Source organism: Mesorhizobium sp. P160219, from assembly GCF_057786095.1.
Genome location: NZ_JBYNWG010000001.1, coordinates 5,267,158 through 5,290,338, shown reverse-complemented (window position 1 = coordinate 5,290,338; position 23,181 = coordinate 5,267,158). Strand labels below are relative to the sequence as shown.

The following is a 23,181-nucleotide window of genomic DNA, read 5'->3' as shown; positions in this document are numbered from 1 at the left end:
CTTGGGGAGCTTCTACTCCCAACCCCAACGCCTACTCACTCTCTTCACAACTTCCCCAAAAGCTCCGGCGTTGGCCAGCCGTCGACCGGCATGCTGAGCCGCATCTGTTCCTTGCGGATGGCTTCGCGGGTGTTGGTGCCCAGAATGCCGTCGACGGTGCCGACGTCATAGCCCCTGGCTTCGAGCTTGGTCTGCAATTCCTTCATCTGGTCGCCATTGAGACCGGTTTCGGGATTGCGCGGGTCGAACTGCTTTGCCCCGGCCAGCCGGCTGGCGAAGTTGGCGGCGGTCAGCGCGTAGGTGAAGGACTGGTTCCATTCGAGATATACGTCGAAATTGTCATAGGCGAGGAAGGCCGGACCTTTGCGGCCCATCGGCAGTGCCAGGCCGGCCTTCAGGCCATTGTCGATCAGCGGCGTGCCATCGGGGTTGGTGACGCCCCAGGCGGCCCATTGCGACAGCGGCAGCTTGTTGGTGCGGCCGGTCTGCTCCCAAGGCATGTCCTCGGGCACGCGCACTTCCTCGATCCAGGGCTGGTCGCGTTTCCAGCCGCGCGACAGCACCTTGTTGGCCGTGGTCATGATTACGTCGGGTACGCTGCGCCTGAGGTCGACGATGCCGTCGCCGTCGCCGTCGACGCCGCGCGCCAGATAGTCGGAAGGCAGGATCTGCGTCTGGCCGATCTCGCCGGCCCAAGCGCCGGTGACGTCGGCCGGAACGACGCCGCGATCGATCAGCGTCAACAGCGGCAGCAGTTGCGGCCGAAACAGCTGCGGGCGGCGGCAGTCATGCGACAGCGTCACCAAGGCGCTCAGCGTGTGGAAATCGCCCTGTACGGCGCCGAAATCGGTCTCCAGCCCCCAGAAGGCGGTGATGATCGGCGCCTGGACACCGAACTGCTGGTCGGCGCCCGCAAAGATTTCGGCGTATTTCTTCAGATTGGCCGCGCCCTGCTTCAGCCGGTAGGCCGAGATCATGCGGTTGGAGAACTGAATGAAGGTCTGGGCGAAGACGCCCTGGGCGCGGTCACGCGCGAGCACCTTGTCGTCGATGGTGGCGGCCTCCAGCGCGTTAAGGCCGACAGCGCCGACACCGGCTGCCTTGGCTTCCGCCGCCACGCCTTGCTTCCAGGTTTCGAAGTCGCCGCCGCATTCCTGCGCCGCCGCCGGCATCGCCGTAGCGCCGAGCAGCAGGGCCGCGAGCAGCCCGGAGCGCAGGCGGCTCTTCGACTGTTTCCGGCGTAAATATCCCAGTGGCTGCAGGTAGGTGCGCATGGGACGTCGAAAAGCAGGCGGTAGAGCCGGTGTCAACGGGTGTTCTGCCGCAGCCACTTTTTCCAGGCTGCCTCAGTGCCGTTGAAGACGTTGATATCGGACTTGCCGTTCATGCCGGGCACGATACCGGTTCCGGTGTATTGCCAGAAGGTGAAAGGGTGGCTGCCGTACCTCTGGCGGGGGTGGCCGGCCACCGAGCGCAGCCAGTAGGGATAGCCGCGGAAGGTCGCAAGGTCGTTATCGTCGAAGAAGTCGACCGAGGTGTAGATGATCGGCTTCTTGCCATAGTGCCGCTCGATCATCTCGAGAAAGGTGGTCATTTCGGCCCGCACCGTCGCTGAATCCGGGCGCAGCCGGCAGGTCGGCGATTGCGGGTTCCACTCCATGTCGAGCACCGGCGGCATGGCCGAGCGGTCGACGGGCACGTTCTGGATGAACCAGCGCGCCTGGGTGGCGGCAGGCGTGCAGAAATAGAAGAAATGGTAGGCCGCGCGCGGAATGCCATTGGCCTTGGTGCGCGACCAATGCTCGTTGAAATACTCGTCGAAACGGTCGCCGCCCTCGGTCGCCTTGATGAAGGCGAAGGAGATGCCGCTGGCCTTGGCCGTCGGCCAGTCGACGGAGGTCTGGTATTTGGAGACGTCGGTGCCGTGAACGGCATAGTTCCAAGGCGCGCCGCTATCCCATTCATGCGGCTTGGAGTCTTCGAAACGCGGTGCGCGCACGGCAACCGTCGGGCTGCTGGATGGCGACATCGAGGGCACGAGATCGCCGGCGGTCGAGCAGGCGGCCAGCAGCGTCAACGTGATGAGGGCCGCGAAACGGCGCATCGCATTTCCCGAGCCGGAATCAGCCGGTCGCTGTTGGGTTGTCGTTGCAGGTGCCCCTCAGGCGATCGCCCCACAGCATCGCCTGATACGCTATTTTCGTGCATGTCGTTGTTCCAAAACCGCTGCGCACTTTTGGGCGACATGCACCAGTGATCGCCGATCATGGTTGATAACAGGTTGACGGCGCTCGACAAGAACACCGATTTTGCGGAAGCAATGGCGGCAAATCGATGACATAAATCGGGCCGCAAGCCACGGGCAGCGGAAAAGCAGGGACGGAAAGATGCGGATCGCCGTGAAGATCATCAAATGGCTGCTCGGCCTGGTCGTGTTGGCCATAGCCGCCCTGTTTACCTGGCTCTACGTCGCGCCGCCCGAACTGATCCGCGTCGGTTCCGGCTATTCCGCCAAGATTGTCTGCTCGAATGTTTTTATCGCCGGCCGTGATCCCAATGAGGTGCTTGCCATCGACGTGCAGGCGCCCGGCCATCCGCTTCTCAGGCTGATGAAGGTGTCGGTCGACAAGAACAGGGGGACCGTCTCGGCCGGGCTGCTTGGCTTCCTCGGCAAGAGCGTTGCTGTTGCGCGCGCCGGCCTGGGTTGCGCCTCGGTTCCTGATGGCGACGTCGGCAAGGCACGGCGCACGTCAATCCCTGCCGAGGCGTCGGCGGCCACCAAGGGCGATCTGTGGCCCGAGGGAGATCGAGTCGATGCCTCGCAAAATCCCGAAATCAACAAGATCCTCGACGGTGCGGCGATGACCGGCATCGGCATGCGCGCCGTGGTGGTGGTCAAAAATGGCCGCATTGTTGCGGAGCGTTATGGCGACGGCTTTTCGGCGAAAACGCCGCTGCTGGGCTGGTCGATGACCAAGACAGTCAACGCCGCGCTCGTCGGCACGCTGGTCAAGGACGGCAAGATGGCGGTGACCAATCAGGGCCTGTTCGGCTCATGGAAGGCGGACGGCCGCGCCGCCATCAGCCTTGCCGATATGATGGCGATGTCGAGCGGACTCGAGTTCAACGAGGATTATGGCGACGTTGCCGATGTGACGCGCATGCTCTACCTCGAACCGGATATGGCGGGCTTCGCCGAGGCCAAGCCGCTGACCGGCGACGTCGGCAAGGTCTTTTCCTATTCGAGCGGCACGGCGGTGATGCTGTCGCGGCTGTGGCAGGATGCTATCGGCGACAAGGACAAGGCGCTGATGTGGCCAAGGGCAGCGCTGTTCGGGCCGCTCGGCATGCAAAGCGCGGTGCTCGAAACCGACGAGGAGGGTACCTTTGTCGGCTCATCCTACCTCTATGCCACGGGGCATGACTGGGCGCGGTTCGGCCAATTCCTGCTGCAGGGCGGCGTCTGGAACGGCAACCAGATCCTGCCGGCCGGTTTCGTCGACTGGATGTGCGAACCGGCACCGGCCTCGAAAGTCTACGGCAAGGGGCAACTTTGGATCGAAGCCCCGGGGGACGAAGGAAATCCCGGCGCCGGCGTCGCCGCCGGCCTGCCCAACGATACCTACTGGATGGAGGGCCATGACGGCCAGACGGTCGCCATCATCCGGTCGGAGCGACTGGTGGTGGTGCGGCTGGGGTTGACGCCGGCCAAGCTCGGCTACCGGCCGCAGGTGATGGTCGGCGCGCTGATGAAGGCACTGCGCTAGCTCCCTTTACCCTCCCCTTGATGGGGAGGGTCGGCGCGTAGCGCCGGGGCAGGGTGCCTGGCACTTCACCCCCACCCGCGCCTTCGGCGCGACCTCCCCCATCGAGGGGAGGTAAGAGTGCGCGATCTTGACGACCGCCAGCCAGGCATAGCCGCGATAAAGCGTACGGAAACGGAAGCTTGCGCCGGTTCGCCGAGACTCCGATTCCAAGACTTCGCGCAATGATTCACGCGGCGTGACATGGAATTTCTTGAGCCAGCCGCGCAGCAATGTCCGGAACCAGTTGGGCAAGCCTTCCTGCTGGCCGAAATCGACGACATGCAGCGAGCCGCCGGGCGCGAGTGCCGCAAGGGCTGCCGAAACCGTCTTTTCCCAACCGGGGATCATCGACAGCGAATAGGACACGAAGATGCGGTCGAAGCGCTCGACGCCGAACAGCGTCTTGGCGTCGAAATCGGTGGCGTCGCCGCGCGCCAGCACGGCGCGGCCGGACAGGCCGTCGCGGCCGATCGCCTTGCTCGCCGTCTCCAGCATCTCGGCCGAGATGTCGAGGCCGTAGAGGCGGGCGTCGGGATAGCGGCGGGCTACAAGCGCGATGTTGCGGCCGGTGCCGCAGCCAAGTTCGAGCACTCTGCCATTCGCCGGCACATCCAGCCCGACTATCATCTGGTCGCGGCCAAGCAGATAGTATTTGCGGGTCAGGTCGTAGATGTGGCGCTGCCAGCGGTAGACGCCGTCCATCAGTTCGGCATGATCGGCCGGCAGCCCGCTCGCGCTCATGCCGCGCGCTTCACATAGAGGTGGAAGCCGCCATAAATCGCAGAGCGGTCGCGGGCCGAACAGTCGCGCGAGGCCTCGTCCTCGTAGGTCCACTGGTCGAGCAGCGAGATCGAGACGCGGCCCGGCAGCAGGCTGGGCTCGGCGGCGGTACGGAAGATGACTCGGGCGCCGACCGAGGCGGTGCGGGTGATCTCCGACCAAAGGGCATTGAGCTGGTCGTCCGTCATCCAGTCCTGCGCGTCGAGCAGGACGAAACGGTCGACGGTGCCTGCGTCCTTGCCGGCCAGAAATTCGATCAGATTGGCGTGGTGGATGCCGACGCGATCGACATTGTTGCGGATCGCCTTGTAGTTGGCCTCTTCTAGATAGGCGGGCAGGGCGGCCTCACCCGGATTGGGATAGCGACGGGCGAAGGCTTGCCAAGCGAAGTAGTTGTTCTTCAGCGGAAAATCGCAAGCGAGCTTTTCCAGCCGGGCCTTCAGCACGCTGGCCATCGAACCATCGCCCGAGGTGATCAGCGAATTGTACTGCGCCGGCGGAATGCCGAGGCCGAACAGCGAAGCCTTGCGCGAGGTAGCCCAGCGCAACAGCTTCTTGTCGAAGACCGGCGCCAGCTCTTCGTTGAAGAAGCGGCGCTGGTCGGCGAGGCTCTTCGACGCCATGATACCGGCGGGATCGACGCCGAAGAATTTGGCGATGCGGTGGCCCATGGCGATGAACAGGCCGAGCAGGCCGGTCTGGTAGAAATTGCGGTCGAAGACGGTGATGCGCCGGCGGCCGCGCCAGCTGCGACGCTCCCAATAGTGGCGGCTGACCGGGTCGAGATGCGGCGCGATGAAGCGGTCATAGGCTTGCGAATTGTGGTTGGTGTCGGCGGCGCCGAAGAAACGGAACAGATCGCCCTGCGAGGGCAGTTGCCGCACCGCCTCCAGCTTCATCCGGTTCAAGGCGATGTGGGCGGCGTTGAGGTCGACCGCATCGACGCGTTCAGGCGAGCGGGTGAGGTAGGCGAGGATGTTGCAGCCGCCCGACGCTATGGTGACGACGCGGTGGCCCTGGCCAAGCTGCATGGCCTCCATGTCGACTTCAGGGTCTTCCCAGATCTGCGGATAGACAAGGCCGGAAAACAGAAGCGCAAACAGCCGTTCGGAAAGGCCGGCCTGCGAAAGCGGGCGGTTCTGGTAGACGGCTTTTCCAACTTCCTTGCCGCGGCGAAAAACGAGATCCGAGGAGACGTCCGTCATGGCAAAGTGATTCCCCATTTGCTTTGCCGCAAGCGGGTAACTCAGGGGCATGACAGGCGGGTGACAGGCTGTTGACGCGAGTTCAGGCCTTGCCAAATCCCCCCGGTGTCGGCGTCGTCAGGATGACGGCGTCGCCGGCGTCGAGCACGGTCTGGTCGCAGGCCTTCAGCGTCTCGACGCTGCCGTCCTGGCGGCGGACCTTGGTCGAGCCGACCTCGCCGTCACTGCCGCCATCGAGGCCTTGCGGCGGGCGGTTGCGGTGCGAGGACAGGATGGCGCATTCCATCTTTTCGAGGAAGCGGATGGTGCGCCTGGTGCCGTCGCCGGCGCTCCATTTGCCCTTGCCGCCGGAACCTTCGCGGATGTGGAAATCCTCGAGCATGACGGGAAAGCGCAGTTCCAGCACCTCAGGGTCGGTGAGGCGCGAATTGGTCATGTGGGTGTGGACGCCGGATGTCCCGGCAAAGCCGCGGCCGGAGTTCATCCGGCCTGCCGGCGAACCGGAGCAGATGGTCTCGTAATACTGGTACTGCTTGTTGCCGAAGGTCAGGTTGTTCATCGTGCCTTGCGCGTTGGCCATGGCACCCATGGCGCCGAACAGGGTGTTTGTGACATGCTGCGAGGTCTCGACATTGCCGGCGACGACGGCGGCGGGGTAGGCGGGCTTCAGCATCGAGCCGTCGGGGATGATGATGTTGATCGGCCGCAGGCAGCCGGCATTCATCGGGATCATGTCCTCGACCATGACACGGAAGGCATAGAGCACGGCTGCGCGGGCGACGGGCTCGGGCGCATTGAAATTGTTCTTCTCGACCTTCGACGTTCCGGTGAAGTCCACGGTCGCCTCGCGCTTTTGCCGATCGATGGTAATCTTCACCTTGATCACCTGGCCGGTGTCGGTCGGGTATTCGTACTTGGAACTATCGGGCAGCCGCTCCAGCACGAGGCGCACGCTTTCGGCGGCGTTGTCCTGGACATGGCCCATATAGGCTTCGACGACATCGAGGCCGAAATGGCCGACCATCTTGCGTAATTCCGCCACGCCCTTTTCGTTCGCGGCGATCTGCGCCTTGAGATCGGCGATGTTCTGGTGCGGATTGCGGGCAGGGTAGGGGTGGTCGGTGAGCAGCGTTTGCAACTCCGTCTCGCGGAATTTTCCACGATCGACAACGCGGAAATTGTCGAACAGCACGCCTTCCTCGTCGACCGTGGTGGCAAGCGGCGTCATCGAGCCCGGTGCCGTGCCGCCAATATCGGCATGGTGGCCGCGCGAGGCTACGTAGAAGATTACTTCCTCCCCCTTTGAGGGGGAGGTGGCGGCGGAGCCGCCGGAGGGGGTCGTTGCGGCAGTGCTCGACGCTCTTGTGGTGCCTTCTGAGAGGACCCCACCCGGCCGCTGCGCGGCCACCCTCCCCTCAAGGGGGAGGGAAAACACCGGCGTCACCACGGTGATATCAGGCAAATGCGTGCCGCCATTGTAGGGGGCGTTCAGCGCAAAGACGTCGCCGGGATGGATGTCGCCGGAGTTCAGCCGGATGATGGTTTCGACCGAGCGGTCCATGGAGCCGAGATGCACCGGCATGTGCGGCGCGTTGGCGACCAGCGCTCCATGACGGTCGAAGACGGCGCAGGAAAAGTCCAGCCTTTCCTTGATGTTGACGGAATAGGCGGTGTTCTGCAGCGTGACGCCCATCTGCTCGGCGATCGACATGAAGAGGTTGTTGAAGACCTCCAGCATCACCGGATCGGCTTCGGTACCGAGGGCAGCCGTGCGAACTTTCCGTTCCGTGCGGCGAATGACGACGTGATTGAGGTTGGTGATTTCGGCCTGCCAGCCCGGCTCCACGACGATGGTCTGGTTCGGCTCGATGATCAAAGCGGGGCCTGGGACCAGATTGGATGGGCGCAGGTTTTCGCGGCGATGGATGCCGGCCTCATGCCAGCGGCCCTCGGTGTAGATGCGCCGCGTTCCGGACGCACCGGCTTCAACCATTGCCGGTCCGGCGGGCGCAACGGCTTCGGCCGTGGTCTCGACGATCTCGGCGCCTTCCACGCCAACGGTCTCGACGATCATCGGCTTGTCATCATAGACGAACCCGAACTGCGCCTTGTGGGCGATTTCGAAATCGCGCCTGGCCTGGAAGATCGAGTCGCCTTCGAAATTCACCGGCAGCGTGGTGTCGGTGCCGTCGTAGCGGATGTGCAGCACCGGCTTTGCCGCAATCTTGTCCTCGGCGATGCCTTGCGCTGCCAATTCGGCGATGACGGCTTTTTTCAACGTGCCGATGAGGCTGCCGATCTGGGTCCTGGATTCTTCGGCAAGCGGCTTCAGGAGCGCCTGCTGGCGCGACGCGAAAACCGACGACAGGCCGATACCATAGGCTGAGAGCAGACCGGAGAAGGGGTGGATCAGTACCGCCTCCATGCCGAGCGCGTCGGCAACCAGGCAGGCATGCTGGCCGCCGGCGCCGCCAAAACAGTTCAAGAGATATTCGGTGACATCGTAGCCGCGCTGCACGGAGATCTTCTTGATAGCATTGGCCATGTTTTCCACCGCGATGGTAACGAACCCTTCGGCGACGGCTTCCGGCGTGCGGCCATCGCCGATTTCGGCGGCGAGCGCAGCGAATTTTTTATGCACGGCGGCGACGTCCAGCGGCTGGTCCTGGTCTGGGCCGAAAATTGCTGGGAAGAAATCGGGCTGCAGCTTGCCCAGCATGACATTGGCGTCGGTGACGGCCAGCGGGCCGCCGCGCCGGTAGGCGGCGGGGCCGGGATTGGCGCCGGCGGAATCCGGGCCGGCGCGGAAACGGCCGGCTTCGTAGTGCAGGATCGAGCCGCCGCCGGCAGCGACGGTATGGATGCGCATCATCGGCGCACGGATGCGCACGCCGGCGACCTCGGTGTCGAAGGCGCGCTCATAATCGCCGTCATAATGGGCGACGTCGGTCGAGGTGCCGCCCATGTCGAAACCGATGACTTTCTCGAATCCGGCGAGTTTCGCCGTCTCGACCATGCCGACGACACCGCCGGCCGGGCCGGACAGCAGCGCGTCCTTGCCCTGAAACATGTCGGCGGCGGTAAGCCCGCCCGACGACATCATGAACATCAGGCGAGGGTTTTCCCTCCCCCTCGAGGGGAGGGTGGCGGCGGAGCCGCCGGGTGGGGTTGGATCGACCGGGCTCAGCGCATTGGCGGTGCCTTCCGAGAGGACCCCCTCTGGCCGCTTTGCGGACTGCCCTTCGCTATGGCTCCGGGCGTTCGTCGCTGAAAAAGCCAAATCGTTGGCTTTTTCTCGGCCTTTGGCCGACCGCTCCTCACCCTCCAGAAGTGGGGAGATTGGCGTCGCGCCCAGTTCTCCCGCTACTCTTTGCACATAGCGCGACAGGATCGGCGACAGATAGGCATCGACCACGGTGGTGTCGCCGCGGCCGACCAGTTTGATCAGTGGCGAGACTTCATGGCTGACCGAGACTTGGCTGAACCCGATCTTGCGGCAGACTTTCGCCACCGCCTTCTCGTGGTCGGGATATTTCCAGGCATGCATGAAGACGATGGCCACCGCATTGATGCCGTCGGCCTTCGCCTGTTCGATGGCGGGCCGGCAGGCGGCGATGTCGAGCAAGCGCTCGACCTCGCCATTGGCGCGCACACGCTCGTCGATCTCGATGACCCGCTCATAAAGCTGTTCGGGAAGAATGATCTCCTTGGCGAAGATGTCTGGCCGCGCTTGATAGGCGATCTTCAGCGCGTCGCGAAAGCCCTTGGTGATGAGCAAAAGCACACGGTCGCCCTTGCGCTCCAGCAGCGCATTGGTGGCGACGGTGGTACCCATCTTGACGTCACCGACCAGGCCCGGAGGAATAGCGGTGCCGGATTTCAGCCCCAAAAGCTCGCGGATGCCGGCTAGGGCCGGATCGGGATAGGCTTCGGGATTTTCCGACAGGAATTTCCTGGGATGCAAACCGCCTTGCGGATCACGTCCGATCACGTCGGTGAAGGTGCCGCCGCGGTCGATCCAAAAATCCCATTTCTTGTCCACGCAGAACTCCGGCATTGCATTTGGGTCCAGACTGTTAGTTCGGCATCGCCCGGCCCGCAATCGGTAGTGCGCGGATGTTACATCAGGAAACGCAACGTTACGAAACTCATGGCCGTTTGATGCATTTTGCCTTCGACCGTTCACCGCAACGTGAGCGTGTGTTGAAGGAGAGATGTCATGAAAAAGCTCATTCTTGCTTCCGTTTCCGCCCTGGCCCTGTTCGGCGTTGCCGCCTGCAGCGACAGCGGTACGGATAACACCACCACCCAGAGCACCAATCCGCCAGCCGCCGAGCCCATGAAGCCGGCGACGCCGGATGCACCGAAGCCTGCAGAACCGGCTCCGGCAACACCTGCTCCTGCCCCCGCGCAGTAGCAGCAGTCTCGGTCACTTTGACGTGACGAGAGAGGAGGCCGGCTTCGCGCCGGCCTTCCTGCGTTTAGGTCGATTCGGGGCTCAAGGGCCTTGAACCGGCTCTTTCCTACGGTTTGGGATCTGGCGCGTCGGTTGCTTGCGTAAATTCGATCCACTCTGCGGCGCTGTCTTGGCTTGATAGCAATGGCCGGCGGCCCTAATAAGCGCTCATGTCGATTTGGGATCGCCTCGGCGACTTCATCACCCGCGTTTCATCTTCAGCCACGTCCGGCGTCGCCGATGTGGTCGAGGCCGTGCGCACGGTTTTCTCCGGTGACGCCGATCTGCGCCGGCGCGTCGCCTTCTCTGTGGCGATGATTGCGCTGTCAGCCAAGATGGCCAAGGCCGATGGCATCGTCACCCAGGACGAGGTTCGCGCGTTCCAGGAAATATTCGAGGTGCCGCGAGAACAGACCCGCAATGTGGCGCGGCTTTACGATCTGGCCAAGCGCGACGTCGCCGGGTTCGAGACCTATGCCGAGAGTATGGCGCAGATGTGCGGCTCGGGCCATTCGAACTGCGTCATGCTGGAAGACATACTCGACGGTCTGTTCCATATCGCCAAGGCGGATGGGCTGGTGCATGAGCGCGAAGGGATTTTCCTGCACCGTATTGCCGAGATTTTCCGCATCGACGAGGTGCACTACGAAGCCATCATGGCCAGGCACGTCAATCTCGGCGCCGGCGATCCCTATATCGTGCTCGGCATTGAGCGCGGCAAACCGTTCGAGGAGGTCAGGAAACGATACCGCAAGCTGGTCTCCGACAATCATCCGGACCGGCTGATAGCGCGCGGCCTGCCGCAGGAATTCATCAAGATTGCAACGACCAGGGTCGCGGCGATCAACGCGGCCTATGAAATGATCGAGCGGGGCCTCAGGCACGCATGAGCGGCTTCCCGCCCGACGAGCCAAGCGCGGAGGTCAGGGTATCGCCGAATTTCGGCCCGCGACGCGAAACGCTCAGGCCCGACATGATCGTGCTGCACTATACCGGCATGGCGACGGGTGCTGCCGCGGAAGCCTGGTTGTGCGACCCCGCAAGCGAAGTCTCGTCGCACTACCTCGTCCATGAGGACGGTCGCATTATCCAGATGGTGCGCGAAAGCGACCGCGCCTGGCACGCCGGTGCAAGTTCCTGGTTCGGTCGTCGCGACATCAACTCCTGTTCGGTCGGCATCGAAATCGTCAATCCCGGCCATTCGCTCGGCTATTCGGCCTTTCCCAAGCGGCAGGTGGAAGCGGTGATCGGGCTTTGCCTTGGTATCATCGAACGCCATTCCATTACGGCGCAAAGGGTGCTTGCCCATTCCGACATCGCGCCGGGGCGCAAGATCGACCCGGGCGAGAAATTCCCCTGGAATGCGCTGTTTGCGGCCGGGGTCGGCCATCTCGTGCCTGCGGCGCCGGTCCGGCGCGGCGCGGTGCTGAAAGCCGGCGATACCGGCGCCGAGGTCGAGGCACTGCAGTCGATGCTGGCGCTCTATGGCTATGGCGTCGAGATATCAGGTGTCTTCGACCGCCAGACCGAAATCGTCGTCGAAGCTTTTCAGCGGCATTTCCGACCGCGCCGGGTGGATGGTGTCGCCGACGGCTCTACGTCTAGCACGCTGCAAAGCCTGCTGACTTCCCTTAGGTCAGTTGCCTCTAAATAATCTTTTTCTGATATTCAAGTTACAGCCTGTCACTGAAAGTGAATTGCCTCGCCTTGTTCGACACAAATTCCGCCCTCAAAGGCGGTTCGTGCAAGTTATCGGACCTCCAGCCCCCCGGATGCTCCGATATTGATTAGGCGTTGCTGCGTGAAGATCTTCGCGCGGCCAAACAGAACAGGACCACATGCAGAAATTGACCGTTGTAACGGCAGCCATTGCTGTCGGCGTAATGACTTTTGCCTTCAGCACGGCCGATGCCGCACCACTGAGCCAGAGGGCAGACCAGGGCTTCATCGCCGCACCCGCCAAAGCCACCATGACGAAGGCAAACCCGAAAGCAAAAAGAGCAATCACCGCGAAAGTGCGCAAAGCAGCCGTGGTGAAGGCCAGAAAAGCCACGGCCAAGAGGCATTTTAAGCGCAACAGGAAGAGCGTCGACCTGACGACGACCGCATCGATCCGCCCAAGCACCGCTGCGGAGTCGACTGCGGCAGCCGCGCTTGGCGGCCAGTATTCGGCAATCATTGCCCGCTATGCTGCGGCCGAAGGCGTGCCGGTGTCGCTGGCCCAGGCGGTCATCAAGATCGAGAGCAACTACCGGCCGAACATCGTCGGCAGCGCGGGTGAAATCGGCCTGATGCAGATCAAGCCGGCAACGGCGCGGATGATGGGGTATAGCGGCTCGGCCAAGGGTCTGTTCGATCCCGACACCAACATCAAATACGGCATGAAGTACCTTGCCATGGCGCGCAATCTCGGCGGCGGCACCACCTGCGGCACGATCCTGAAATACAATGCCGGCCATGCCGCGACGCGGATGAACCCGGTGTCGGCGGCGTATTGCGGCAAGGTCAAGGTGCAGTTGGCGGCATTGGGATCGCCGGCATAAAGTCTGCTTTTTCATTTGCGTTTTGGAACGTGAACCCCTTTATACGCTCTGCCAGCTGGCCGGGCGGCCGCACCCGCAAAGCCGAAAGGCTGCGGGTGAGGAAAGTCCGGGCTCCATGGAGACACGGTGCCGGTTAATGGCCGGCGGGGGCGACCCCAGGGAAAGTGCCACAGAAAGCAAACCGCCACGATTTATCGGGGCAAGGGTGAAAGGGTGGGGTAAGAGCCCACCGCGCGACTGGCAACAGGAGCGGCACGGTAAACCCCACCGGGAGCAAGACCGAATAGGGACGGTGCGAGGGGAAACCTTCGAGGGCTGTTTCCGGCTCACCGTCCGGGTAGGTTGCGTGAGGCGCATGGCAACATGCGCCCAAGATGAATGGCCGCCACGTTCTCGCCCCGAAAGGGGCGAGGGCCATACAAAACCCGGCTTACAGGCCAGCTGGCAATTTCTCCCTCATATCGCGATTAATCCTTTGGATCAGCAGTCTGCGCCTTCGGGCGCAGCTGGCGATTCAGGTGCTTGAGCGATTGAATCAAGTACGCATGCTGGGGTCGAGACAAACGCATCCTTGAAGCTGGTACGATTTAATCGTACCATGATTGTCATGGTTTGATCAGGAGCGCATCATGGGTCACGTCGACAAACGCAGCATCACGCTTTCGCCGGAACTGGCGGCGGCGGTCGACGATGTCGTGGCCGCCGGCGAATATGCCTCGGCCAGCGAAGTCATCCGTGATGCGCTGCGGCAATGGAAAGACCGCCGCGATCTTCTCGGCTACACGGTCGAGGAATTGCGCAGGCTGGTTCAGGAGGGGATCGACAGCGGACCGGCGGTGGACGGCCAGCCCTTCATGGACCGGCTGCGAGCCAAATATCACAGGATGTCGGTAGCTGCAGGCTCGGAAGAGTGAAACGGCTGCTTCCTCAGGCGATATCAGATGTCGAAGGCGTCGGTGACTACATTGCGGAACATAGCCCAAAGGGAGCCATGCGCCTTGTGGACGCTTTGGAGAGGCGCTGGACACTGCTCACCTTGCACCCGTTCTCAGGTGCGCCGCGCGATGATATCGCGCCCGGCATTCGTCATCTGATCGTCGGCGAATATGTCACTCTGTATCGCATGGGCGAAGACGCGATCGAGATCGTCCGCGTTTTGCACGGCAGGCGCGATATTGGCGCCGACGACTTGGTGACCTAACCGCCAGCTCAGATGCCGATCTTGTCCAGCGATGCCTCGATCGCCTGCCAGAGTTCTTCCACCGGCTCGCAGCCCACCGACAGGCGCACGAAGCCGGGCGGAACCGAATCTCCTCGCTTGGCCCGCCGCTCGGCGGAGGTGTGGACACCCCCGAACGACGTTGCCGCCTGCATCAGCGTGCAGTTGTTGATGAAATCCTCGGCCTTTTCCTGGGAGAGGAGTTCGAAGGACATGAGGAAGCCGAAGCGCTCCATCTGCGCCCGGGCGAGGTTGTGCGACGGGTCGCCCTCCAGCCCGGGGTAGCGCAAGCCGCTAACGGCGCGATGGTTTTTCAGGCGCTTCGCGATCACCTCGGCAGAAGAACACATGCGGTCGAAGCGTACCTCCAGCGTCTCCAGGCCGCGATGCACCAGCCAAGCCTCGAACGGGCCGGGAATGCCGCCCGCGGTCTCGCGCCAGCCGGTGACGTCCGCGATGATGTCTGGATTGCGGCTGGCGACATGGCCGAACAGCACGTCGGAATGCCCGTTGGCCGCCTTGGTGTCGGCAGCAACGACGATGTCGGCGCCGATATCGAGCGGGCGCTGGCCGAACGGCGTCATCGTGGTGTTGTCGACGACGACGATCGCGCCCGCTTGGTGCGCGGCCTCGGCGACCGCTGTGATGTCGCAAATGTCCAATCGCGGATTTGACGGGGTTTCAACGTAGACAAGGCGGTAGCCGTCGAAGCCGCCGTCGAGGAATGTAGCTGTCGGCCGCAGATCATAGGCGACGCCGAAGGGCTTGAGGAAACGTTCGGCCAGCGCGCGTGTGGCATGGTAGCCGTCCGAAGGCAAAAGCACGCGGTCGCCGGATTTCAACAGGCCGAAAAACACCGCCGAGATTGCCGCCATTCCTGAGGGGAAGCCGACGCATGGCGCGTCTTCGAGATGCGCCAGCATGTGCTCGACTGCATCCCAGGTGGCGTTGCTGTAACGGCCGTACTGACTGTAGCCGGCGCCGTCGCCCGGGTTGTGGAAAATAGCGGCCATGGTCAGCGGCAATGGGATGGGGTCGCCTTTGGCAAGTCCGTCGCGACGCAGATGGGCAAGGGAGGCCGCGCGGGACCTGGCTGTTTCAGACATGGATTTCTGACCTTGTTGCTCAGCGAAAAGACTGACGACGCTATTCGCGGCAGTGATGCGCGGCAAGCCGCTTCCGCTTGGGCCAGCCCGCTCTAAACGGTTCGTTAGGCTTAATGGGAGATAAAGACGGGAGTGTTGTCAGAGCTGCTCTCACCGGTTGTGGCGCGCGCGTTTGTGAAGCCTGTTCCCGTTGACGCCCATAGTACCCCATGATATCCCATTTCGAAACCAAAGCCTTCGTTCCGCGTCAGGGTAAAGCGTACGCCAATCGGGCAGCCGCGGCGGCTGTGCGTTTGCGGGGTTTTGCCGCTGGGATCGAAGCGGATTTTCGGCAGGGGACGCGCTTCGGCGCGGACGAAAACATGGAGAGGGGTGCGGCGGCGGAAGCGGCTGCAGCGTGTCATGGACCGGTTTCTGTCAAGCGCGGTGAACAGGATCGATGCGAAGGGGCGGGTCTCCGTTCCGGCGCATTTCCGCGCTGTCGTGCAGAAACGCGGCTATTCGGAGCTCTACGCGCTGCGCGGCCTGGACGTGCCTGCGATGGATGTCGGCGGGCTCGATCTGCTCGACCGCTACGAGCAGCGCATCGCGCTGGAAGACCCTTTTTTGCAGACGGCGGACGACATGTCGTTCTTCTGCCATGGCGACGGGACGTTCCTGAAGCTCGATCAGGATGGCCGCATCACGATGAGCGATTTCATCCGCGAGCATACGGGCATCACGAGCGAAGTGGCCTTTGTCGGCCGTGGCAATTTCTTTCAAGTTTGGGAGCCTGGACGGCTGGCCGCCTATGGGGCGCAGGCGCGCGCTCGGCTTTTGCAGCTTCGGCAGGGGACGAAGGCTCACGAGGCCAAGGCTGGGGAGCGGCCGGAATGATGGCGGATCACGGCGATGATCTCAGCGCCGTTGGCGGACCGGTCCGCCACATTCCGGTCCTCCTCGCCGAAGTGCTGGAGGCGCTCTCACCCAAAGCCGGCGATGTGATCGTCGACGGCACGTTTGGCGCCGGCGGCTACACCAAGGCGATCCTGGCGAGCGGCGCCTCGGTGGTGGCGATCGATCGCGATCCCGATGCGATTGCCGCCGGGCGCGGCCTGGAACAGCAATCCGGCGGCAGGCTAAGGCTGGTGCAGGCGCCATTTTCGACGCTGGACGAGCAGGTCGAAAGCGCCGACGGCGTTGTCCTCGACATCGGCATTTCCTCCATGCAGGTCGACCAGCCCGAGCGCGGCTTTTCGTTCCGCACCGACGGGCCGCTCGACATGCGCATGGCGCAGGCGGGCTTGAGTGCTGCCGACGTCGTCAATTCGTTCAAGATAGGCGACCTTGCCCGCATCTTCGGCTTCCTCGGCGAAGAGCGGAATGCCGGCCGCATTGCCCGCATGATCGAGTCACGCCGCGAAAAACGTCCGTTCGAGCGCACGCTCGATCTCGCCGACGCCATCGAAACGCATATCGGCCGCGCGCCGAAGGACAAGATTCATCCGGCCACCCGCGTCTTCCAGGCGCTGCGCATTTTCGTCAATGACGAGTTGAGCGAATTGGCCAAGGCTCTGGTGGCGTCGGAGCGGATATTGAAGCCCGGCGGGCGGCTTGCCGTGGTGACGTTCCATTCGCTGGAAGACCGCATCGTCAAGCGGTTCATCGCCGACCGCGCCGACGTCGCCACCGGCTCACGTCATTTGCCCGAGGCGCATGCGCGCACCGCGACCTTCCGCAAGGCCGGTGGCGGCGTGCCGGCAGGCGATGCGGAGGTCGCTGCCAATCCGCGGGCGCGCTCGGCCAGGCTGCGCGCCGCCATCCGCACCGAGGCGCCGGCGCGCGCCGGGGATCTCACCATTTTCGGCCTTCCAAAACTTCCCGGCATCCAGGCGCCGCGAGAGAGGTGAATACGTGTTTCGAACCAGCGACATAGTCCTGATCGCCGTCATGGTCTCGGCCGCGGCTCTGACCTACAAGGCCAAGCGCGAGGCCGAGGAACAGCTGGCTTCGGTGCAGAAGATCGAGGCGCAGATCCGCTATGAGGAGGACACGATCGACCTGCTCAAGGCCGACTGGAGCCTGCTGACCCAGCCGTCGCGCCTGCAGAAGCTGGCTGAAATCTACAAATCGCAGCTCGCACTCGAGCCGGTCAATGCGCGGCAGATCGTCGGGCTCGACGACCTGCCGGCAAAACCGCTCAACATCGAGGACCTGTCGTCGCAGCGGCTTGGCGGCATGGCAGACAATTCCGGCAAAGGACCAGCCGACAAGGATCCCGTGGTCACCGGAGCCATCGTCCAATGATCGCTGGATTTCCAATGCGCCCCAAACTTCCGTCGATCGGCAAATTGCTGAAGCGCCGCGCACGGACCGGCGAGGACGGCTCCATCGTCGTCGAGGGCGCGCGCAAGGCGACCGGCGGCAAGGCCAAGACCCGCATCGTGATGACTATGGCGGTGTTCTTCGGCATCTATTCGACCATCGCCGGGCGGCTGGTCTATCTCGGTTTTCAGTCCCCCGACATGTCGAATGGGCCGCAAAGCCGGGTGACGGCGTCGCGTCCCGACATCGTCGACCGCAACGGCGAGGTGCTGGCGACCGACATCAAGACGGCATCGCTGTTTGCCGAGCCGCGCCGCATCGTCGATGCCGACGAGGCGATCGAAAAGCTGTCGACCATTCTGCCAGATATCGACCCCGAGCAGACCTATCACAAGCTGAAGAGCGGCGCCGGCTTCGTCTGGCTGCAGCGGCAGCTGACGCCCAAGCAGCAGGCCGACATCATGCAGCTCGGCATTCCCGGAATCGGCTTTCGCACCGAAAAGCGCCGCTTCTATCCGGCCGGCGTGACCTCGTCCTACATTGTCGGCCTCACCAACATCGACAATCAGGGCATCTCCGGCATGGAGAAATACATTGACGAGCAGGGCCTGAGCGACCTGCAGGCCTCAGGCCTTGCGATCGCCAAGGATCTGAAGCCGGTTCAGCTGTCGATCGACCTGCGCGTCCAGCATGTGGTGCGCGACGAGATTGCCGCCGGCCTCGAGCGCTATCGCGCCATGGGCGCCGGCGCCGTCGTGCTCAACATCAAGACCGGCGAAGTGGTGGCGATGGCCTCGGTGCCGGATTTCGATCCGAACAATCCCTTCAATGCGCAGGACAAGGATCGGCTGAACCGCATGTCGGCCGGCCTCTACGAGATGGGCTCGACCTTCAAGAGCTTTACCTCGGCCATGGCGCTCGATTCCGGCAAGGCGAATATGAACAGCCGTTTCGACGCCTCGCATCCGATCCGGGTCGGCCATCAGGCCATCCACGATTTCCATGGCAAGAACCGCGTGCTGTCATTGCCGGAGGTGTTCCTTTACTCCTCCAATATCGGATCGGCCCGTGAGGCCGAAATGGTCGGCATCGAGGGGCACCGCGAATTCCTGCATCGCCTTGGCCTTCTGGACAGGATGCAGACCGAACTGCCTGAGGTCGCGCGCCCGACCGAACCGAAGGTCTGGAAACAGGTCAACTCCTTCACCATCGCCTTCGGCCATGGTGTGTCGACGACGCCGCTGCAGGCCGCCGTCGGCTGCGCGGCGCTGATGCAGGGCTATTTGATCCCGCCGACTTTCCTGGTCCGCAGCGAGCAGGATGCCATGGCGGTGGCCAAGAGAGTGGTCAGCGAAAAGACTGTGGAGGGCATGCGCTACCTCTACACGCTCAATGCCGAGAAAGGCTCGGCCAGAAACGCCAGGGCCCCCGGCTACCGCGTTGGCGGCAAGACCGGAACCGCCGAGAAGGTGATCAATGGCCGCTACTCGAAGGAACTGAATTTCAACACCTTCGTCGCCGCCTTCCCGATGGACGATCCGCAGTATCTGGTGTTTACGATCGCTGACGCTCCGCACCCGGAAAAGCCCGGAATGACCGACGTCGCCGCCAACAATGCGGGTGTCATGGCCGGAAACATCATCAGGCGGGCAGCCGCCATGCTTGGCGTGAAGCCAGATTTCAGCCATGAAAATGGCGCAACGCTGGTTTCCTATCAGTGATTCTTAGGGCGCGCCGGCAACTGCGCGCCATTTTGTTGAGATAAACGGGGTTCGATGCACCTGAGAGATTTAGCCGGTATCCTGCCTGTCGAGGGAACATCTTCCCGCGATGTGGAGGTAACCGGGATTTCGTCGGATTCCCGCACGGTCAAGACCGGCGTGGTCTTTTTCGCGCTCGCCGGCAGCAAGGCGGATGGTTCGGCCTATGCCGCCGATGCGGCAAAGCGCGGCGCAGCGGCGGTTGTCGTTGGCAACGCCAGCGCCGTTTCCGGCCTGTCCGTCCCCGTGCTCAGCGTCGACGACCCACGCCTGGCGCTGGCGCTGAGCGCAGCACGTTTCTTCGGCAGCCAGCCGGAGACCATGGTTGCGGTTACCGGCACCGCAGGCAAGACCTCGGTCGCCGCCTTCACCAGGCAGATCTGGGAGCAGGCCGGCTTTGCCGCCGCGTCCATTGGCACCACCGGCGTGGTGGCGCCGGGCCGCAACGACTACGGTTCGTTGACCACACCCGATCCAGTGGCTTTGCACCAGTTGCTCAAGGAATTGGCGGAGGCCGGCGTCACCCACGCCTCGATGGAGGCTTCCAGCCATGGTCTCGACCAGCGCCGCCTTGATGGCGTCAAGCTCGCCGCAGGCGGTTTCACCAATCTCGGCCGCGACCATATGGACTATCATCCGACGGTCGAGGACTACCATCGCGCCAAATTGCGCCTGTTCGACACGCTGCTGCCGAAAGGCGCGCCAGCGGTCATCTTTGCCGACGATCCGTGGTCGGCGCCGACCATCCAGGCTGCGCAGGCCGCCGGGCTCAAGGTGCTGACGGTCGGCCGCCATGGCGATTTCCTGCGCCTGAAGCGGGTCGAGCACGAGCGCCACCGCCAGCGCGCCGAGGTCGAAGCCGACGGCGTGCTCTACGAGATCGACCTGCCGCTCGCAGGTGACTTCCAGATCGCCAATGCCCTGGTTTCGGCCGGGCTGGCCATTTCCACTGGAACGCCGGTCGCCAAAGCTTTGATGGCATTAGAGAAACTTCAGGGGGCGCCGGGACGGCTCGACCTTGTCGGCGCCACCGCCAATGGCGCGCCCGTCTATGTCGACTATGCCCACAAGCCGGATGCGCTGGAAAATGTACTGGCCGCCGTGCGCCCATTCACCACCGGCCGCGTCATCGTCGTGTTCGGCTGCGGCGGCGACCGCGACCGGGGCAAGCGGCCGATCATGGGCGGAATCGCCACGCGGCTCGCCGATGTCGTCATCGTCACCGACGACAATCCGCGCTCGGAAGTGCCGGAAACGATCCGTGCCGCGATCCTGGCAGCCGCACCCGGCGCCATTGAAATCGGCGACCGCCGCAAGGCGATCCACGAAGCGGTCGCCATGCTGAAAGCGGGCGATACGCTGATCGTTGCAGGCAAGGGCCATGAAGAGGGCCAGACCATCGGCGCCGAGACTTTTCCGTTCTCCGACCACGAAGAAGTCCGGTCGGCGCTGCGGGAGCGGGCCGCATGAGCGTGCTCTGGACTTCCGAGGCGCTGGTCGACGCCATGGGCGGTCGGCCGCTCGGGCCGATGCCGGAGGGAATTTCGGGGATCTCGATCGACAGCCGCAGCCTGCAGCCGGGCGACGCCTTCTTCGCCATCAAGGGCGAGGCGATGGACGGCCATGACTTCGCGACCGCGGCGATCAAGGCCGGCGCCGGCGTTCTGGTCGTCGCCGAGGGCAAATTGCCGTCGCTTGGGCGGCTGACGGCGCCGATGATCGTCGTGCAGGATGTGCTGGCAGCACTGGAGAAACTCGGTGTTGCCGCCCGCGCCCGTTCCAGCGCAAAAATCATCGCGGTGACCGGATCGGCCGGCAAGACCACCACCAAGGAGGCGCTGCGTCATGTGCTGTCGGCCGTCGGCACGGTGCATGCTTCGGCGCAGTCCTTCAACAATCATTGGGGCGTGCCGCTGACGCTGGCGCGCATGCCCGGCGATTGCGACTATGCGGTGTTCGAGATCGGCATGAACCATCCCGGCGAGATCCGGCCGTTGGTCAAGATGGTCCGGCCACATGTGGCCATCGTCACGATGATCGCCGCCGCGCATCTCGGCTTCTTTAGAAATCTCGACGAGATCGCCAAGGCCAAGGCCGAGATTTTTGAAGGCATCGAGCCCGGCGGTGCGGCCTTGCTCAACCGCGACGATGCGCGCTGGAAGCTGCTCGACAAGATGGCGCGGGCCGCCGGCGTCGAACATGTCTTTGGCTTCGGCGAGAATGCACGGTCGACTTACAAGCTGACCAAATGCGAGCTGCATGCCGGTCATTCCGATATCACCGCCAGGATCGGCGGTCAGGATGTCGTTGCCCGGATCGGCGCGCCTGGCCGCCACATGGTGCAGAATGTGCTCGCCGTTCTTGGCGCGGCGCATCTCGTTGAAGCTGACATCACAAAGGTGGCGGAAGCGCTGGCCGATCTCTCTGCGGAGCGTGGCCGTGGCAAGCGCCATGTCCTGCGCCATCCTAAGGGACCGATCACACTGATCGACGAGAGCTACAACGCCAATCCGGCCTCGATGGCTGCTGCCATGGCGCTGCTCAACGCGACGCCTGTCACGGGCGAGGGCCGGCGCATCGCCGTGCTCGGCGACATGCTCGAGCTCGGCGACCATTCGGCCAAGCTGCATGCAGCCCTGGCCGAATTGATCGTCGGGACCGGCACGCACACGGTCTTTCTCGGCGGCCCGGAAATGCGGGCGCTGGCAGACATCCTGCCCGACGAGATCAAAACGGAATACCGCGCCGGCGCCGAGGAATTGAAGCCGCTGTTGTTGTCGACGCTGAAGGCCGGCGACGTTGTGATGATCAAATCGTCGAAAGGCATCGGCTTTTCAAAGCTGGTCGAGGCCTTGCTCGGCAAATATCCGGCGGAAGCCGCAGGCACGAAACAGAACTAGTCCGGGGGACGGAATCGCATGTTTACATTGCTCGTCGATTTTGCGGACAAGGTCTCGGTCTTCAATGTCTTCCGCTACATAACTTTCCGCACCGGCGGTGCGCTGATCACCTCGGCGCTGATCGTCTTCATCTTCGGGCCGACCATCATCAATTCGCTTAGGCTGCGGCAAGGCAAGGGCCAGCCGATCCGCGCCGATGGCCCGCAGACGCATTTCAAGAAGGCCGGCACGCCGACCATGGGCGGGCTGATGATCCTGTGCGGCATCGTCGGCTCGTCGCTTCTATGGGCGAACCTCTCCTCGATCTATGTCTGGGTGGTGCTCTTGGTGACGCTGGGCTTCGGTTCGATCGGCTTTTACGACGACTATCTCAAGGTAACCAAGCAGTCGCATCTCGGCTTTTCCGGCAAGGCGCGGCTGGCGTTGGAATTCGTCATCGCCGGCATCGCCGCCTGGGCGATCATGCATAATGGCCAGGCGCCGTTCTCATCGTCGCTGACTTTCCCCTTCGCCAAGGAATTCATCATCAATCTCGGCTGGTTCTTCGTGCCGTTCTCCTGCTTCGTCATTGTCGGCGCCGGCAATGCGGTGAATTTGACCGATGGCCTCGACGGGCTGGCGATCGTGCCGATCATGATCGCGGCGGCATCCTTCGGCGTTATTGCCTACCTCTCCGGCAATGCGGTGTTCGCCGAATATCTGCAGATTCATTTCGTGCCCGGCACCGGCGAGCTGGCTGTCGTGCTTGGCGCCGTCATCGGCGCCGGCCTCGGCTTCCTCTGGTTCAACGCGCCACCGGCAGCGATCTTCATGGGCGACACCGGTTCGCTGGCCATGGGTGGCCTGATCGGTACGGTCGCGGTCGCCACCAAGCACGAAATCGTGCTGGTCATCGTCGGCGGATTGTTCGTCGTGGAAATCCTGTCGGTCATCATCCAGGTCGGCTACTTCAAGATGACCGGCAAGCGCGTCTTCCTGATGGCGCCTATCCATCATCATTTCGAAAAGCTCGGCTGGACCGAAAGCCAGGTGGTGATCCGCTTCTGGATCATCGCCGTCATCCTGGCGCTGGTGGGCCTGTCGACCCTCAAGCTGAGATAGG

General features: G+C 63.3%; 19 protein-coding genes, 1 other RNA gene and 1 pseudogene. 15 read left to right on the top strand and 6 right to left on the bottom strand.

Going from position 1 to position 23,181, the window contains the following annotated elements:
- Positions 1-44: 44 nt before the first annotated feature.
- The gene (locus AC3EMP_RS25695; protein WP_352595302.1) at positions 45-1,274 is read right to left on the bottom strand and encodes a lytic murein transglycosylase; all 1,230 of its coding nucleotides are present in this window, start codon (positions 1,272-1,274) and stop codon (positions 45-47) included.
- Positions 1,275-1,306: 32 nt separating this feature from the next.
- Entirely contained in the window at positions 1,307-2,104 is a 798-nt protein-coding gene (locus tag AC3EMP_RS25690; RefSeq protein ID WP_023833911.1) for a glycoside hydrolase family 25 protein, read from the bottom strand.
- Positions 2,105-2,387: 283 nt separating this feature from the next.
- Here AC3EMP_RS25690 and AC3EMP_RS25685 point away from each other — a divergent pair, with 283 nt between their 5' ends.
- Entirely contained in the window at positions 2,388-3,767 is a 1,380-nt protein-coding gene (locus AC3EMP_RS25685; protein ID WP_352446332.1) for a serine hydrolase domain-containing protein, read from the top strand.
- A gap of 123 nt (positions 3,768-3,890) precedes the next feature.
- Here the strand turns inward: AC3EMP_RS25685 and AC3EMP_RS25680 are convergent.
- From AC3EMP_RS25680 to AC3EMP_RS25670, 3 genes and pseudogenes are all read right to left on the bottom strand, one after another.
- A pseudogene (locus tag AC3EMP_RS25680) lies at positions 3,891-4,547 on the bottom strand (class I SAM-dependent methyltransferase); the annotation flags it as partial.
- Positions 4,544-5,842, bottom strand: coding sequence for a BtaA family protein (locus AC3EMP_RS25675; protein ID WP_488494691.1), 1,299 nt, complete (start codon positions 5,840-5,842; stop codon positions 4,544-4,546). The pseudogene AC3EMP_RS25680 and the gene AC3EMP_RS25675, both read right to left, overlap by 4 nt.
- Before the next feature lie 31 nt (positions 5,843-5,873).
- A complete protein-coding gene (locus AC3EMP_RS25670) occupies positions 5,874-9,833 on the bottom strand; it encodes a hydantoinase B/oxoprolinase family protein (RefSeq protein ID WP_488494690.1) in 3,960 nt (1,319 codons plus the stop codon).
- Positions 9,834-10,010: 177 nt separating this feature from the next.
- Between AC3EMP_RS25670 and AC3EMP_RS25665 the strand changes: the two genes are divergently transcribed.
- The 7 genes from AC3EMP_RS25665 to AC3EMP_RS25635 all read left to right on the top strand — a co-directional run bounded on the left by AC3EMP_RS25665 (position 10,011) and on the right by AC3EMP_RS25635 (position 13,991).
- Positions 10,011-10,208, top strand: a complete 198-nt coding sequence (locus AC3EMP_RS25665; protein WP_023668260.1) for a hypothetical protein — start codon at positions 10,011-10,013, stop codon at positions 10,206-10,208.
- A 209-nt stretch (positions 10,209-10,417) separates the two neighbouring features.
- A complete protein-coding gene (locus AC3EMP_RS25660) occupies positions 10,418-11,137 on the top strand; it encodes a J domain-containing protein (protein ID WP_023668261.1) in 720 nt (239 codons plus the stop codon).
- Entirely contained in the window at positions 11,134-11,901 is a 768-nt protein-coding gene (locus tag AC3EMP_RS25655) for an N-acetylmuramoyl-L-alanine amidase (protein ID WP_023690865.1), read from the top strand. Before AC3EMP_RS25660 ends, AC3EMP_RS25655 begins: the two co-directional genes overlap by 4 nt.
- A gap of 184 nt (positions 11,902-12,085) precedes the next feature.
- A complete protein-coding gene (locus AC3EMP_RS25650; protein WP_023690866.1) occupies positions 12,086-12,790 on the top strand; it encodes a lytic transglycosylase domain-containing protein in 705 nt (234 codons plus the stop codon).
- A gap of 51 nt (positions 12,791-12,841) precedes the next feature.
- Positions 12,842-13,239, top strand: an RNA gene (rnpB, locus tag AC3EMP_RS25645) — RNase P RNA component class A.
- Positions 13,240-13,419: 180 nt separating this feature from the next.
- On the top strand, positions 13,420-13,704 hold the full coding sequence (locus tag AC3EMP_RS25640; RefSeq protein WP_023690867.1) for a type II toxin-antitoxin system ParD family antitoxin: 285 nt from the start codon (positions 13,420-13,422) through the stop codon (positions 13,702-13,704).
- Positions 13,701-13,991, top strand: coding sequence for a type II toxin-antitoxin system RelE/ParE family toxin (locus tag AC3EMP_RS25635; RefSeq protein ID WP_023690868.1), 291 nt, complete (start codon positions 13,701-13,703; stop codon positions 13,989-13,991). The genes AC3EMP_RS25640 and AC3EMP_RS25635 overlap by 4 nt, the downstream gene beginning before the upstream one ends.
- Before the next feature lie 8 nt (positions 13,992-13,999).
- Here the strand turns inward: AC3EMP_RS25635 and AC3EMP_RS25630 are convergent, their stop codons facing one another.
- Positions 14,000-15,115, bottom strand: a complete 1,116-nt coding sequence (locus AC3EMP_RS25630) for a cystathionine gamma-lyase (protein ID WP_352712349.1) — start codon at positions 15,113-15,115, stop codon at positions 14,000-14,002.
- A gap of 402 nt (positions 15,116-15,517) precedes the next feature.
- On the opposite strand from AC3EMP_RS25630, the gene mraZ reads away from it, so the two are divergent.
- From mraZ to mraY, 7 genes are read left to right on the top strand one after another with little or no spacing between them, the layout of a single operon-like run.
- On the top strand, positions 15,518-15,991 hold the full coding sequence (mraZ, locus tag AC3EMP_RS25625) for a division/cell wall cluster transcriptional repressor MraZ (RefSeq protein ID WP_023682144.1): 474 nt from the start codon (positions 15,518-15,520) through the stop codon (positions 15,989-15,991).
- Positions 15,988-17,004, top strand: a complete 1,017-nt coding sequence (gene rsmH / locus AC3EMP_RS25620) for a 16S rRNA (cytosine(1402)-N(4))-methyltransferase RsmH (protein ID WP_352712347.1) — start codon at positions 15,988-15,990, stop codon at positions 17,002-17,004. The genes mraZ and rsmH overlap by 4 nt, the downstream gene beginning before the upstream one ends.
- A 4-nt stretch (positions 17,005-17,008) precedes the next feature.
- The gene (ftsL, locus tag AC3EMP_RS25615; protein WP_023682142.1) at positions 17,009-17,401 is read left to right on the top strand and encodes a cell division protein FtsL; all 393 of its coding nucleotides are present in this window, start codon (positions 17,009-17,011) and stop codon (positions 17,399-17,401) included.
- A 14-nt stretch (positions 17,402-17,415) separates the two neighbouring features.
- A complete protein-coding gene (locus AC3EMP_RS25610; RefSeq protein WP_352712346.1) occupies positions 17,416-19,140 on the top strand; it encodes a peptidoglycan D,D-transpeptidase FtsI family protein in 1,725 nt (574 codons plus the stop codon).
- 54 nt (positions 19,141-19,194) lie between these two features.
- The gene (locus AC3EMP_RS25605; protein WP_023733075.1) at positions 19,195-20,649 is read left to right on the top strand and encodes a UDP-N-acetylmuramoyl-L-alanyl-D-glutamate--2,6-diaminopimelate ligase; all 1,455 of its coding nucleotides are present in this window, start codon (positions 19,195-19,197) and stop codon (positions 20,647-20,649) included.
- Positions 20,646-22,079, top strand: coding sequence for a UDP-N-acetylmuramoylalanyl-D-glutamyl-2,6-diaminopimelate--D-alanyl-D-alanine ligase (locus AC3EMP_RS25600; RefSeq protein WP_023749903.1), 1,434 nt, complete (start codon positions 20,646-20,648; stop codon positions 22,077-22,079). The genes AC3EMP_RS25605 and AC3EMP_RS25600 overlap by 4 nt, the downstream gene beginning before the upstream one ends.
- Positions 22,080-22,097: 18 nt before the next feature.
- Complete coding sequence (gene mraY / locus AC3EMP_RS25595; RefSeq protein ID WP_023668273.1) at positions 22,098-23,180, top strand: phospho-N-acetylmuramoyl-pentapeptide-transferase; 1,083 nt, start codon at positions 22,098-22,100, stop codon at positions 23,178-23,180.
- The last annotated feature ends 1 nt before the right edge of the window (position 23,181 follow it).

Bases quoted from the DNA above. Each gene is read 5' to 3' on its own strand.
- AC3EMP_RS25695 (WP_352595302.1), bottom strand. From the start codon at position 1,274: ATGCGCACCTACCTGCAGCCACTGGGATATTTACGCCGGAAACAGTCG.
- AC3EMP_RS25690 (WP_023833911.1), bottom strand. From the start codon at position 2,104: ATGCGCCGTTTCGCGGCCCTCATCACGTTGACGCTGCTGGCCGCCTGC.
- AC3EMP_RS25685 (WP_352446332.1), top strand. From the start codon at position 2,388: ATGCGGATCGCCGTGAAGATCATCAAATGGCTGCTCGGCCTGGTCGTG.
- AC3EMP_RS25675 (WP_488494691.1), bottom strand. From the start codon at position 5,842: ATGCCCCTGAGTTACCCGCTTGCGGCAAAGCAAATGGGGAATCACTTT.
- AC3EMP_RS25665 (WP_023668260.1), top strand. From the start codon at position 10,011: ATGAAAAAGCTCATTCTTGCTTCCGTTTCCGCCCTGGCCCTGTTCGGC.
- AC3EMP_RS25660 (WP_023668261.1), top strand. From the start codon at position 10,418: ATGTCGATTTGGGATCGCCTCGGCGACTTCATCACCCGCGTTTCATCT.
- AC3EMP_RS25655 (WP_023690865.1), top strand. From the start codon at position 11,134: ATGAGCGGCTTCCCGCCCGACGAGCCAAGCGCGGAGGTCAGGGTATCG.
- AC3EMP_RS25650 (WP_023690866.1), top strand. From the start codon at position 12,086: ATGCAGAAATTGACCGTTGTAACGGCAGCCATTGCTGTCGGCGTAATG.
- AC3EMP_RS25640 (WP_023690867.1), top strand. From the start codon at position 13,420: ATGGGTCACGTCGACAAACGCAGCATCACGCTTTCGCCGGAACTGGCG.
- AC3EMP_RS25630 (WP_352712349.1), bottom strand. From the start codon at position 15,115: ATGTCTGAAACAGCCAGGTCCCGCGCGGCCTCCCTTGCCCATCTGCGT.
- mraZ (WP_023682144.1), top strand. From the start codon at position 15,518: ATGGACCGGTTTCTGTCAAGCGCGGTGAACAGGATCGATGCGAAGGGG.
- rsmH (WP_352712347.1), top strand. From the start codon at position 15,988: ATGATGGCGGATCACGGCGATGATCTCAGCGCCGTTGGCGGACCGGTC.
- AC3EMP_RS25610 (WP_352712346.1), top strand. From the start codon at position 17,416: ATGCGCCCCAAACTTCCGTCGATCGGCAAATTGCTGAAGCGCCGCGCA.
- AC3EMP_RS25605 (WP_023733075.1), top strand. From the start codon at position 19,195: ATGCACCTGAGAGATTTAGCCGGTATCCTGCCTGTCGAGGGAACATCT.
- AC3EMP_RS25600 (WP_023749903.1), top strand. From the start codon at position 20,646: ATGAGCGTGCTCTGGACTTCCGAGGCGCTGGTCGACGCCATGGGCGGT.
- mraY (WP_023668273.1), top strand. From the start codon at position 22,098: ATGTTTACATTGCTCGTCGATTTTGCGGACAAGGTCTCGGTCTTCAAT.